The sequence below is a fragment of the Modestobacter sp. VKM Ac-2977 genome, assembly GCF_026968045.1.
Classification (GTDB): Bacteria; Actinomycetota; Actinomycetes; order Mycobacteriales; family Geodermatophilaceae; genus Modestobacter.
In genome coordinates this window covers 465,821-477,645 of record NZ_JAPVBQ010000004.1, presented here as the reverse complement: position 1 = coordinate 477,645, position 11,825 = coordinate 465,821, and the positions used below count along the sequence as shown (strand labels likewise).

Sequence of the window (11,825 nt, the reverse complement as noted above, 5' to 3'; positions counted from 1 at the left end):
TGGCGGGCATGGCAGATCGGGCCCGGAACGGCAAGGTGACCGTGGTCGGTGCCGGCTTCTACGGCTCGACCACCGCGTTGCGACTGGCGGAGTACGACGTGTTCGAGACCGTCGTGCTCACCGACATCGTGGAGGGCAAGCCCGAGGGGCTGGCGCTGGACATCAACCAGTCGCGCCCGATCGAGGGCTTCGAGACCCGGGTCGTGGGGGTCGGCGGCGGCTCGTACGCGGGCACCGAGGGCTCCGACGTCGTGGTCATCACCGCCGGGCTGCCCCGCAAGCCCGGCATGAGCCGGATGGACCTCATCGAGACCAACGCCGGCATCGTCCGCCAGGTCGCCGAGAACGTCGCGCAGACCTCTCCGGACGCCGTGGTCATCGTCGTGTCCAACCCGCTGGACGAGATGACCGCGCTGGCGCAGCTGGCCACCGGCTTCCCGAAGGCCCGCGTCATGGGCCAGGCCGGGATGCTGGACACCGCTCGCTTCAGCAACAACGTCGCCGAGGAGCTCGGCGTCCCGGTCGGTTCGGTGCGCACGCTGACCCTCGGTTCACACGGCGACACGATGGTCCCGGTGCCGTCCCGCTGCACGGTCGACGGCAAACCGCTGTCCGACGTGCTGGCTGCCGACCGGATCGCCCACCTGGTCGACCGCACCCGCAACGGTGGGGCCGAGGTCGTGGCGTTGCTGAAGACCGGGTCCGCCTACTACGCGCCGTCGGCCGCAGCCGCCCGGATGGCCCGCGCCGTGATCTCCGACAGCGGCGCCGTGATGCCGGTGTGCGCCTGGGTCGACGGCGAGTACGGGATCTCCGGGGTCTACCTGGGGGTCGAGGCCGAGATCGGCCGGGAAGGTGTCCGGAGGGTCGTCGAAGGCGACCTGTCCGACAGTGAGCTGGCCGGCCTGCGCGAGGCCGCCGAGTCGGTACGCGCCAAGCAGGCCGACGTAGCCGACCTCTGAGGAAGGACCCCGCTGCCCCCCATCGCTCGCACGCTCGCGGCGGGGCCATGCAGCGGGGCCACGAACGCACAAAGGAGAACGACGTGAGCAAGATCAAGGTCGAGGGCAAGGTCGTCGAGCTCGACGGCGACGAGATGACCCGGATCATCTGGCAGTTCATCAAGGACCAGCTGATCCTCCCGTACCTGGACGTCGACCTCGAGTACTACGACCTCGGGATGGAGAACCGCGACGCCACCGACGACCAGGTCACGGTCGACGCGGCCAACGCCATCAAGGAGCACGGCGTGGGCGTCAAGTGCGCCACCATCACCCCGGACGAGGCGCGGGTCGAGGAGTTCGGCCTGAAGAAGATGTGGCGGTCCCCGAACGGGACGATCCGCAACATCCTCGGCGGCGTGATCTTCCGCGAGCCGATCATCATGGAGAACGTGCCGCGCCTGGTGCCGGGCTGGACCAAGCCGATCATCATCGGTCGTCACGCCTTCGGTGACCAGTACCGCGCCACCGACTTCACGTTCCCCTCCGCAGGCACGCTGAAGGTCGTCTTCACCCCCGAGGACGGCGGCGAGCCGATCGAGCGCGAGGTCTTCCAGGCCCCCGGTGCCGGCGTCTCGCTGTCGATGTACAACCTCGACGAGTCGATCCGCGACTTCGCCCGGGCCTCGCTGAACTACGGGCTCAACCGCGGCTACCCGGTCTACCTCTCCACGAAGAACACGATCCTCAAGGCCTACGACGGCCGGTTCAAGGACATCTTCGAGGAGGTCTTCCAGGCCGAGTTCAAGGAGCAGTTCGACGCGGCCGGGATCACCTACGAGCACCGGCTGATCGACGACATGGTGGCGGCGTCCCTCAAGTGGGAGGGCGGCTACGTCTGGGCCTGCAAGAACTACGACGGTGACGTGCAGTCCGACACCGTGGCCCAGGGCTTCGGCTCGCTCGGCCTGATGACGTCGGTGCTGGCCACCCCGGACGGCAAGACCGTCGAGGCCGAGGCCGCGCACGGCACGGTGACCCGGCACTACCGCCAGCACCAGCAGGGCAAGGAGACCTCGACGAACCCGATCGCGTCGATCTTCGCCTGGACCCGGGGGCTGGCCCACCGCGGCGTGCTCGACGGCACCCCCGAGGTGACCCGGTTCGCCGAGACCCTCGAGCGGGTCTGCGTCGAGACCGTCGAGAGCGGCCAGATGACCAAGGACCTGGCGCTGCTGATCTCCAAGGACGCCCCGTGGCTGACCACCCAGGACTTCCTGGCAGCCATCGACAGCAACCTGCAGAAGGCCATGGCCTGACGGCCGCTGTCGTAGCTCGGAACGGCCCCCGCGACCTCCGGTCGCCGGGGCCGTTCTGCGTCGTGGGGCGGTGCCGAGAACGGGGTGGTGGCTGCCTCGGTCAGAACGAGGCAGCCACCACCCCGAGGTGATCACCGCCCTGTGGACGACGCCCACGCCGGGCAGGCTGGTCGCGGCTGGCTGCCCCGGTGCCGCTCCCCCCGTACCGCCCTGCTGCTCCACGGGCGGGTCTTCCGTGGCACCTGGGCGATCGAGGTCGGCCTGCTGACCCGGGCGCAGCTGCGGAGCTCGGCATGGCGCCGGCTGCGCCAGGACGTGTACGCCGACGCGACGCTGCCCGACACCCACCGGCTGCACGGCCGTGGCGCGGCGCAGCGGATGCCCGGGACGCCGTCCTGGGTGGGCGGAGCGCCGCGGACCTGCTCGGGCGCGCGACGTGGCGGGCGCGGGCGACCCGGTCGAGGTGGTGGTCGCACGGGGCACCCGCTGGGACCCGGAGCCGGGGATCGTCGTCCGGGCGGAGTCGCCCCAGGAGACCAGGGTGCGGCTGCTGCTCGCTGCGCACGGGCTGCCCGCGCCGGTGGCGCAGTTCGAGGTGCGCGCTGATGGGCGCTTCCTGGCCCGCGTCGACTTCGGCTGGCCCGAGCGCCGGGTGGCGCTGGAGTACGACGGGGTCTGGCACGACGGACCCGGTCAGTTCGTGCGGGACCGGCAGCGGCTCAGTGCACTCGCGGCCGCCGGTTAGCTGGGCGGCGGGCGGCGGGCGGCGGGCGGCGGGCGGACGGTCAGGCGCCGAACAGCTGGGTCCACCACGGGCCGCCGGAGCCGGTGGCGACGCCGACCCCCAGCGTGCGCAGTTGGCAGTTCAGGATGTTCTGCCGGTGCCCGGGGCTGGACATCCAGGCGGCCATCACCGCGGCCGCGTCCGGCTGGCCGGACGCGATGTTCTCTGCCCGCGCGTAGCCGACACCGGCCGCGCGGGCGCGGGCGAAGGGGTCGAGGCCCTCGGGCGTGACGTGGTCGAAGTAGCCGCGGTCCCGCATGTCGGCGCTGTGTGCCCGGGCCACCGTGGCCAGGCCGGCGTCGGCGTTGACCGGGGCGCAGCCGGCGGAGGTCCGTTCGGCGTTCACCAGCGCGAGCACCTGGTCCTCTGGTCCGGGCGCCGCCGCGGGTGCAGCCGGCGCCGGAGGAGGCGGTGCGGCGCGGGCCGCCGGAGGCGGTGCGGCGGGGGCCGGGGGAGGCGGTGCCGCTGTCGGCGGCGGCACCGCCGAGGCGGTCGCAGGTGGCGGAACGAGGGACCCGCGCCCGGGCTCGGACTGGACCGACGGCGCGGGCGTGCTGGTCTGCCCGGCCGCTGCCGGCGAGGGCACAGGGGACTCGGTCGGCGCCGAGGCGGTGGTCGTCACCGGCACCTCGGCCGGGGTGCCCGGGGAGGGGACCGGTGCGCGACCGGTGGGCGCCGCACCGCCGGTCGCGGCAGCCGGGGGTGCGGCGCCCCGGTCGACGTCCGACGAGCCCGCCGTGTCGCCGAGCCCGGGCAGGGAACCGCCGTTCAGCGCGACGGTGAGCGCCACCGCGGCGACGACGGTCAGCAGCAGGACCACCCGCAGCAGCCGGGACGGCGCGGAGGCGCGGCGCCGCACGGGGGCGTCCTCACCGAGCACAGGTCGTCACCCGCGCGAGGGTAGACGCATGCGGACGGTCACCGGGCCCCTCGGGCGAGGTGGCCCCGGGCGGGGGGCAGGGGTGGTGATCGCGGATCGGCGGGCCGGCCCAGCCACTACCGTGGTCGGTCGCGGGACAGTCCCGTCGAGACCATCTCTGGAGGAACGCGCCGCCCGTGAGCGACGTCTGGCTCAACATCGTCATGGTCTTCGCCTTCGTGCTGGTCGGCGGCGCGTTCTCCGGCGCCGAGATCGCGCTGGTGTCCCTCCGCGAGTCCCAGGTCCGCGCCCTGGCCGAGACCGGCCGGCGCGGGCAGGCGCTGAACAAGCTGCTCGCCGACCCCAATCAGTTCCTCGCCTCCGTCCAGGTCGGCGTCACGCTGGCCGGCTTCTTCTCCGCCGCGTTCGGCGCCAGCACCCTGTCCGGGCCGCTCGGCGACGTCCTGATCGGTTGGGGGGTGCAGCCCGGTGTGGCCGACCCGCTGTCCTTCGTCGCCGTCACCATCGCGATCAGCTACCTGTCCCTGGTCGTCGGCGAACTGACCCCCAAGCGGCTGGCCCTGCAGCGGGCCGAGGGCTTCTCGCTGGTGGTCGCCGCCCCGCTCAACGCCATCGCCAAGCTGTTCCGGCCGATCATCTGGCTGCTGTCGAAGTCCACGAACGTGCTGGTCCGCCTGCTGGGCGGCGACCCGCAGGCGAGCGGGGAGTCGATCAGCCAGGAGGAGCTGCGGGACCTGGTCGCGGCGCACGAGTCGCTGTCCAGCGACGAGCGCCGGCTGATCGACGAGGTCTTCCGGGCCGGTGACCGCGAGGTGCGCGAGGTGATGACCCCGCGCACCGAGGTGCACTTCCTGGAGTCCGGGATGACCGCCAGCCGCGCGGCCAAGCAGGTCGCGGACTCCAACTGGTCCCGCTACCCGGTCGTGGGCCGCAACGAGGACGACGTCGTCGGCTTCGTGCACGTGCGCGACCTCTTCCTGCCCACGCACCCGGCCGGGCGGGCGGCGACCGTGGGCGACCTCGCCCGCGAGGTGAAGCAGCTGCCGGGCACTGCCGGCGTGCTGACCGCCCTGTCGGGGATGCGCAAGGAGAACCGGCACTTCGCGATCGTGGTCGACGAGTACGGCGGCACCGACGGGATCGTCACCCTGGAGGACCTCATCGAGGAGGTCATCGGCGACATCTACGACGAGTACGACGAGGACGTCACGCCCGACTCCGAGGAGCCGGCCGAGGGGCCGCACGACGTCGACGGGCTGCTGAACCTCGACGACTTCGCCGGCGCGACGGGGCTGCACCTCCCCGAGGGCCCGTACGAGACGGTCGCCGGGTACGTCCTCGCCGAGCTGGGGCGCCTCCCCGTGCTGGGGGACACCGTGACGGTCGAGGAGCGCACCCTGACGGTGCTCGAGCTCGACGGCCGCCGGATCGCCCGGATCAGCGTCAGCGCCGCACCGCAGCAGGCCGACGCCGACACCGAGGCGAGCGCTAGCTGAGGTCCTTCGTGAACGCCCAGGCGTCGGCGACGATCTCGCGCAGGTCGGTGTGCTGCGGTGCCCAGCCGAGCTCGTCCTGGATCCGGGCGGAGCTGGCCACCAGCCGGGCCGGGTCGCCGGGCCGGCGGTCGCCGACGATGACCGGCAGCTCGTGCCCGGTGACCTCCCGGACCGCGTCGACCATCTGCTGCACGGAGAACCCGGCGCCGCTGCCCAGGTTGTAGATGCGGTGCTCGCCCGGCGCCGGGGCCGGCAGCGCCAGCAGGTGGGCCGCGGCGAGGTCCGTGACGTGCACGTAGTCGCGGATGCAGGTGCCGTCGGGGGTCGGGTAGTCCGAGCCGTACACGGTGAGCGCCTCGCGGGTGCCCGCGGCCACCTGCAGCGCGATCGGGATGAGGTGGGTCTCGGTGGCGTGCCGCTCGCCGACGCCGTACGCGGCGCCACCGACGTTGAAGTACCGCAGGCTGACCGCGGCGAACGAGTGGGCCACCGCGTAGGAGGTCAGCATCGCGTCGACGGCGAGCTTGCTGGCCCCGTAGGTGTTGGTCGGCCGGGTCGGCGCGTCCTCGGGGATCGGCACCGCGTCGGGCTCGCCGTAGGTGGCCGCGGTCGAGGAGAAGACGATCCGCCGGCAGTCGACCGCGCGCATCGCCTCGAGCAGCGCCAGCGAGCCGCCGACGTTGGAGTGCCAGTAGACCTCCGGCTCGACCTGGCTCTGCGCGACCAGGCTCTTGGCCGCGAAGTGCAGCACCGCCTCGGGCCGGACGTCGGCCAGCACGGGCGCGGAGTCGTGCAGCGAGGCCCGGACGAACCGGGCACCGGCGGGGACGGCGTCCTCGTGGCCGGTCGACAGGTCGTCGAGCACCGTGACCTCGTGGCCGCCCTCGAGCAGGGCCGCCGTGACTACGCTGCCGATGTAGCCGGCCCCACCGGTGACGAGTACGCGCATGCCGCCAACCCTAGTGAGTGGCCCGGACGACCTCCGGTCCGACCGAGGAGGAACCCGTGGTCAGCGCCCGCCCTGCCGTGGCCGCCATGCCGGTCTACCGACCCGGCCGCAACCCCGCCGACCTGGCCCGCGAGATCGGTGTCGACCGCGCCGTGAAGCTGGCCAGCAACGAGGTCGCCTTCCCGCCGCTGCCGGCCGTCGTCCAGGCGATCGCCGCGACGGCGGGGGAGACGAACCGGTACCCCGACAACGGCGCCGTCGTCCTCACCCGGGCCCTGGCCGAGCGGTACGGCGTCGAGCCGGCGCAGGTGGCCACCGGCTGCGGTGCGGTCACCGTCTGCCAGCAGCTGGCCCAGGCCTACAACGAACCGGGCTCGAGCATCGCGTTCGCCTGGCGCTCCTTCGAGATGTACCCGCTGCTCGCCCAGGTCGCCGGGGCCCGGGCCCAGCAGGTGCCGCTGGTCCCGGGGACCCCCGGCGGGGCCGCGGACACCCACGACCTGGACGGGCTGGCCGCGGCGATCGACGACACGACCCGGCTGGTCTTCGTCTGCAACCCGAACAACCCGACCGGGACGGCGGTGCGGCGTGCGGAGCTGGAGCGCTTCCTGGACGCCGTCCCGGCGCAGACGCTGGTCGTGCTGGACGAGGCCTACCGTGAGTTCGTCACCGACCCCGACGTCCCCGACGGGGTCGAGCTGATGCGCGGTCGGCCCAACGTCGCCGTGCTGCGGACGTTCTCCAAGGCCTGGGGTCTGGCCGGCCTGCGGGTGGGCTACCTGCTCGCCGAGGACCCGGCCGTGGCCGACGCCGTCCGCCGCACCCAGGTGCCGTTCAGCGTCTCCTCGCTCGCCCAGGCCGCGGCGGTCGCGGCACTGGCCAGTGAGGCCGAGGTGCGGGAGCGCTGCGCCGCCGTCGTCGCCGAGCGGGCCCGGCTCACCGGCGCCCTGCGGGAGCGCGGACTGCCGGTGGCCGACAGCCAGGCCAACTTCGTGTGGCTGCCGCTGGGGGAGCGGGCCGCCGAGGTCGCCGCCGCGCTGGAGGCCCGCGCGGTGATCACCCGGCCGTTCGCCGGCGAGGGCATCCGGGTGACCGTCGGCACCCCCGAGGAGGACGACGTCTTCCTCGGCGCGCTGGACGACGTCCTGACCAGCGCGCCGGCGGGCGTCGCCGGAGCCTGAGCGAGCGCTCCCGGGGCGCGTGGTTCGATGGAGGGCGTGCCTGCTCCCCGCGTGCTGTCCGGCATCCAGCCGACGGCGGACTCCTTCCACCTCGGCAACTTCCTGGGTGCACTGCGGCAGTGGGTCGCCCTCCAGGACGACCACGACGCCTTCTACTGCGTCGTCGACCTGCACGCGATCACCGTCGAGCAGGACCCGGCCGTGCTGCGGCGCCGGACGCTGGTGTCGGCCGCCCAGCTGCTCGCGTTGGGCGTCGACCCGTCGCGCAGCACGCTGTTCGTGCAGAGCCACGTGCCCGAGCACGCCCAGCTCGGCTGGGTGCTGCAGTGCCTCACCGGTTTCGGCGAGGCCAGCCGGATGACCCAGTTCAAGGACAAGAGCCAGCGACAGGGCACGGCCAGCACCACGGTCGGGCTCTTCACCTACCCGGTGCTGCAGGCCGCCGACATCTTGCTCTACCAGGCCACCCAGGTGCCCGTCGGTGAGGACCAGCGGCAGCACCTGGAACTGACCCGTGACCTGGCGACCCGGTTCAACAGCAGGTTCGGTCAGACCTTCACCGTCCCGGAGGCGTTCATCCCGCAGGGGACGGCGAAGGTGCTGGACCTGCAGACGCCGGAGAAGCAGATGAGCAAGAGCCTGCCCGGAGCCGGCTGCCTCTCCCTGCTGGACGACCCCAAGGTGTCGGCGAAGAAGATCCGCTCGGCGGTCACCGACACCGGCCGTGAGGTGGTCGCCGACCCGGTGGCCAAGCCGGGGGTCACCAACCTGCTGACGATCCACTCGGCCTTCTCCGGTCGGAGCACCGCCGAGCTGGAGGAGCACTTCGCCGGCCGCGGCTACGGCGACCTGAAGAAGGAGGTCGCCGAGGTCGTCGCCGACGCGCTGACCCCGATCCAGCAGCGCACCGCCGAGCTCCTGGCCGACCCCGCCGAGCTGGAGCGGGTGCTCGCTGTCGGGGCCGCCCGGGCCCGCGAGGTGGCGGCTCCCACGCTGGCCACGGTCTACGAGCGGGTCGGCTTCCTCCCCGCTGTCGGGGCACCGACGTGAGGGACCGGCCGCTCCGCGCCGACGACACCTTCGTGCACCGGCTCGACGCCGGCTCGGAGTCGTCGCCGGACACCGCCGTCCTCGGCGTCGTGGTGTCGGTCCCGGATCCCTGGGCGCAGCTGCTGGTCGAGTGGCGGGGCAAGTGCGGTGACCCGCAGGCCGCCCTCGTGCCCCCGCACGTGACGCTGCTGCCGCCCACCGAGGTGCCGATCGGCACCCGCCCGGCGATCACCGAGCACCTGTCCCGGGTGGCGGCGCAGCACCCCCCGTTCGACATGCACCTGTCGGGTACGGGCACCTTCCGGCCGATCTCGGAGGTGGTGTTCGTGGCGGTCGCGCTGGGCATCGCCGACTGCGAGCTGATCGCGACCGACGTCCGGACCGGGCCGCTGGCCCGGCCGTTGAGCTTCCCGTACCACCCGCACGTCACCGTGGCCCACGACGTGCCCGCCGACATGCTGGACATGGCCTACGCCGGCCTGGCCGACGTGCACGCAGAGTTCCGGGTCGACGGCTTCACCGAGTTCGAGCAGCTGCCCGGTGGGGCGTGGGCCGTCTCCCGCGAGTACCCGCTGTCCGGTCCGCCGCACTGACCAGTCGCCGAGGCGGGCCCGTCCCGCTGCCGCGCGAGGTCGCTGGGCGACACCCAGACTGGCTCCGGTGACCAACCCCGTCAGCCGTGCGGCCGGTGCGGCGAAGCGGTCCCTGCAGCGCCAGCGGGCCCGGCGCTCCTGGCTGGACCACCTGATCCGCGCCGGCCGGCGCTACATCCGGGTGCACGCGACCCTGATGGCCTCCGGGGTGACGTACTACGTCTTCCTCGCCCTGGCGCCGGTGACCCTGCTGCTCGTGGCGGTCGCCGGGCTGGTGCTGCGGGGCAACCCGCTGCTGCAGGACCAGCTCCTCGAGGCCCTGCGGGACGCGGTGCCCGGGGAGACGGGGGACAGCCTGGCGGACACCGTCACCACGGCCGTCGACAGCGCCACCACCTTCGGTGTGGTCGGCCTGTTCGGTGTGGTGTTCATCGGGCTGGCCGCCATGGACAAGCTGCGCATCGGCATGGACATCGTCTGGCGGGGTCGGGCGGACCCGCCGCAGTTCCTGGCCGACCGGGCCAGGGACCTGCTGTCGCTGTTCTGGTTCGGCGTCGCGGGCGTGCTCAGCATCGCGCTCACCACCGGCGCGACGAGCATCGCCGGTCGGGTGTTCGGCCTGACCGAGGTCGACGAGGCGCCCGGCTTCTTCCTGCTCGCCCGGACGCTGCCGATCGTGCTGGCCGTGGCCGGGGACGTCCTGCTGTTCCTGTGGCTGCTCAGGGGCGTGCCGGGCACGCCGTTCGGCCACCGGCAGCTGATGCCCGGCGCGTTCTTCGGCGCCGTGGGCTTCGAGGCGCTGAAGCTGGTCGGCGGCCTCTACCTGACGGTCATCGGGGGCAACGTGACCGCCTCGACGTTCGGCGGTCTGGTCGGCCTGATCGTCTGGATCAACGTGGTCTGCCGGTTCGCGTTCTTCACCGCGTGCTGGACGGCGACGCTCCCCGCGATCGAGCACGCCGACACCCTCGTCCCGCACGGGCCACCGGGGCCGACGCCGCTGCCGGAGATGGCGCGGGTCGACGAGCGCGCGGCGAGCCCGGCCCCGGGCCGGCTCGCCGTCGCCCTCCTGGGGGCCGGCGCGGTCGTCGGCGCGACTGCGGGCCGGTTCCTGCCCCGGCTCATCGCCCGTCGTGCACATCGGGGGCGGGCCCGGGCGGTGCGACCCGGCGAACCGCCCGACGCCGGCCGATGACCGTGGCCGCCACGATGACCAGCGCGCCGGCCGCCATCCCGGCGGGCACGAGGGGTGCGGTGCTCGTCGCGGAGCCGGGAGCTGCCACGGAGCCCGTGCCGGCTCGGGTGTCCGGGGTGGCGGCCGCTGTCTCGGCAGGGCCCGCCGCCATCGCCGCCGTCTTCTCGGCCGCCATCTGCTCGGCGGCCTCCGCGGCCTCCATCGCGGCGGCGACCTCACCGGGCTCGACCAGCCGGCCGACGGGCTCGGCGTCGGCCGGGACGGCGAAGCCCCAGTCCAGCAGCCGCCGGGCCTGCTCCAGCTCGTGCACCGGGCGTCGTTCGGCCTGCATGACGCTGACCACCAGGCGCCGGCCGTCGCGCTCGGCGGCCACCACGAAGGTGTGCCGGGCCGCGTCGGTGAACCCCGTCTTCCCGGCGAGGGTGCCCGGGTAGCTGCTGAGCAGGGTGTTCTGGTTCTGGATCTGGTAGCCCTCGTAGGTCCCGACGGTCGGCATCTGTGCGGTGCGGGTCTGCAGCACGTCCAGGCTGTACGGGTCGGTGACGAGCTGGCGGAGGATCAGCGCGAGGTCGTAGGGCGAGGACGACTGCCCGGCCACGTCCAGCCCGGAGGGGGTGCCCGCCACGGTGTCGTGGGCGCCGAGGCGGGCGGCCGTCTCGTTCATCGCGGCCAGGGTGGGCCCCACCCCGCCGGCGGCCCGGGCGAGGGCGTTGGCCACGTCGTTGCCCGACTGCATGACCAGGGCGCGGAAGAGCAGGTCGACGGGGTACTGGCCGCCGCGCACCAACCCCACCCGGCTGCCCTCGATCGCCTCGTCCTCGACGGTGCCCTCGACGACCAGGGCGGGGTCCAGGACGGGCGCCAGGGTGAGCAACGTCAGGGCCTTGAGGGTGCTGGCCGGGTAGTAGCGGCCGTGTGGGTCCCGCGCGCCCAGCACCGCGCCGGTGCCGGCGTCGGCGACCAGCCAGCCGCGGGCGTCGATGCCCTCGGGGAGCGGCGGTGCACCGGCCACGGTCACCAGGCCGCGGGTGTCCAGGCCCTCGCCGCCGACGGTGCTGCCGTCAGGGGCGCTGCCCTGCGGCGGCCCGTTCGGGTGCGGGGTGGTCGGGGTCGGCGCCGAGGGGTCGACGGTGGGCCGGGACCACTCGGCCAGGGCCGGGCCGGCGGAGGCCAGCAGGAGCCCGATCACCCACAGCCCGGCCACGAGCAGCACGGCGGTCAGCCGGCGCAGCGGCAGGGGTCGGCGCATGCCCGACGCTAACCCGCGGTGGCCTGCCCGATCGAACAGCGGCGGTCGACGGTGTGCCGGAGGTCTCCCGGAGGGCCCGTCGTATGTGCCGGGTGTTGCCCCTTGGCAACGATCGGGTCTCTATCCGTTCGCCTGGGGGTCTCCGGCGCCCGAGCCGCGGTTAGCGTGCGCACGTCGCCGTCGGAACC

11 protein-coding genes are annotated in these 11,825 nt (G+C 73.7%); 8 read left to right on the top strand and 3 right to left on the bottom strand.

Going from position 1 to position 11,825, the window contains the following annotated elements:
- Nucleotides 1–8: 8 nt before the first annotated feature.
- The 3 genes from mdh (at nucleotide 9) to O2V63_RS18815 (ending at nucleotide 3,005) form a co-directional block, all read left to right on the top strand.
- Complete coding sequence (gene mdh, locus O2V63_RS18825; RefSeq protein ID WP_269169049.1) at nucleotides 9–962, top strand: malate dehydrogenase; 954 nt, start codon at nucleotides 9–11, stop codon at nucleotides 960–962.
- Between the two features lie 83 nt (nucleotides 963–1,045).
- Nucleotides 1,046–2,260, top strand: a complete 1,215-nt coding sequence (locus tag O2V63_RS18820; protein ID WP_269169048.1) for an NADP-dependent isocitrate dehydrogenase — start codon at nucleotides 1,046–1,048, stop codon at nucleotides 2,258–2,260.
- Between the two features lie 436 nt (nucleotides 2,261–2,696).
- The gene (locus O2V63_RS18815; RefSeq protein ID WP_269169047.1) at nucleotides 2,697–3,005 is read left to right on the top strand and encodes a hypothetical protein; all 309 of its coding nucleotides are present in this window, start codon (nucleotides 2,697–2,699) and stop codon (nucleotides 3,003–3,005) included.
- Nucleotides 3,006–3,045: 40 nt separating this feature from the next.
- On the opposite strand, the gene O2V63_RS18810 is transcribed toward O2V63_RS18815, so the two are convergent.
- Nucleotides 3,046–3,903 carry a CAP domain-containing protein gene (locus O2V63_RS18810; RefSeq protein ID WP_269169046.1) on the bottom strand — a complete coding sequence of 286 codons (858 nt, stop codon included), beginning with the start codon at nucleotides 3,901–3,903 and terminating at the stop codon, nucleotides 3,046–3,048.
- Nucleotides 3,904–4,100: 197 nt separating this feature from the next.
- Between O2V63_RS18810 and O2V63_RS18805 the strand changes: the two genes are divergently transcribed.
- Nucleotides 4,101–5,420, top strand: a complete 1,320-nt coding sequence (locus O2V63_RS18805; RefSeq protein WP_269169045.1) for a hemolysin family protein — start codon at nucleotides 4,101–4,103, stop codon at nucleotides 5,418–5,420.
- Here the strand turns inward: O2V63_RS18805 and galE are convergent.
- Entirely contained in the window at nucleotides 5,413–6,369 is a 957-nt protein-coding gene (gene galE, locus O2V63_RS18800; RefSeq protein WP_269169044.1) for a UDP-glucose 4-epimerase GalE, read from the bottom strand. The two genes, O2V63_RS18805 and galE, sit on opposite strands and share 8 nt — an antisense overlap.
- 56 nt (nucleotides 6,370–6,425) lie before the next feature.
- On the opposite strand from galE, the gene hisC reads away from it, so the two are divergent.
- From hisC to O2V63_RS18780, 4 genes are all read left to right on the top strand, one after another.
- The gene (hisC, locus tag O2V63_RS18795) at nucleotides 6,426–7,550 is read left to right on the top strand and encodes a histidinol-phosphate transaminase (protein WP_269169043.1); all 1,125 of its coding nucleotides are present in this window, start codon (nucleotides 6,426–6,428) and stop codon (nucleotides 7,548–7,550) included.
- Nucleotides 7,551–7,577: 27 nt separating this feature from the next.
- Nucleotides 7,578–8,600, top strand: a complete 1,023-nt coding sequence (trpS, locus tag O2V63_RS18790) for a tryptophan--tRNA ligase (protein ID WP_442929043.1) — start codon at nucleotides 7,578–7,580, stop codon at nucleotides 8,598–8,600.
- Nucleotides 8,597–9,193, top strand: coding sequence for a 2'-5' RNA ligase family protein (locus O2V63_RS18785; protein ID WP_269169041.1), 597 nt, complete (start codon nucleotides 8,597–8,599; stop codon nucleotides 9,191–9,193). The genes trpS and O2V63_RS18785 overlap by 4 nt, the downstream gene beginning before the upstream one ends.
- Before the next feature lie 67 nt (nucleotides 9,194–9,260).
- Nucleotides 9,261–10,388 carry a YihY/virulence factor BrkB family protein gene (locus tag O2V63_RS18780; protein WP_269169040.1) on the top strand — a complete coding sequence of 376 codons (1,128 nt, stop codon included), beginning with the start codon at nucleotides 9,261–9,263 and terminating at the stop codon, nucleotides 10,386–10,388.
- On the opposite strand, the gene O2V63_RS18775 is transcribed toward O2V63_RS18780, so the two are convergent.
- Nucleotides 10,315–11,637, bottom strand: coding sequence for a D-alanyl-D-alanine carboxypeptidase family protein (locus tag O2V63_RS18775; RefSeq protein WP_269169039.1), 1,323 nt, complete (start codon nucleotides 11,635–11,637; stop codon nucleotides 10,315–10,317). The two genes, O2V63_RS18780 and O2V63_RS18775, sit on opposite strands and share 74 nt — an antisense overlap.
- Nucleotides 11,638–11,825: the final 188 nt, after the last annotated feature.

Coding starts and splice junctions, on each gene's coding strand:
- mdh (WP_269169049.1), top strand. CDS start 9: ATGGCAGATCGGGCCCGGAACGGCAAGGTGACCGTGGTCGGTGCCGGC.
- galE (WP_269169044.1), bottom strand. CDS start 6,369: ATGCGCGTACTCGTCACCGGTGGGGCCGGCTACATCGGCAGCGTAGTC.
- trpS (WP_442929043.1), top strand. CDS start 7,578: ATGGAGGGCGTGCCTGCTCCCCGCGTGCTGTCCGGCATCCAGCCGACG.
- O2V63_RS18775 (WP_269169039.1), bottom strand. CDS start 11,637: ATGCGCCGACCCCTGCCGCTGCGCCGGCTGACCGCCGTGCTGCTCGTG.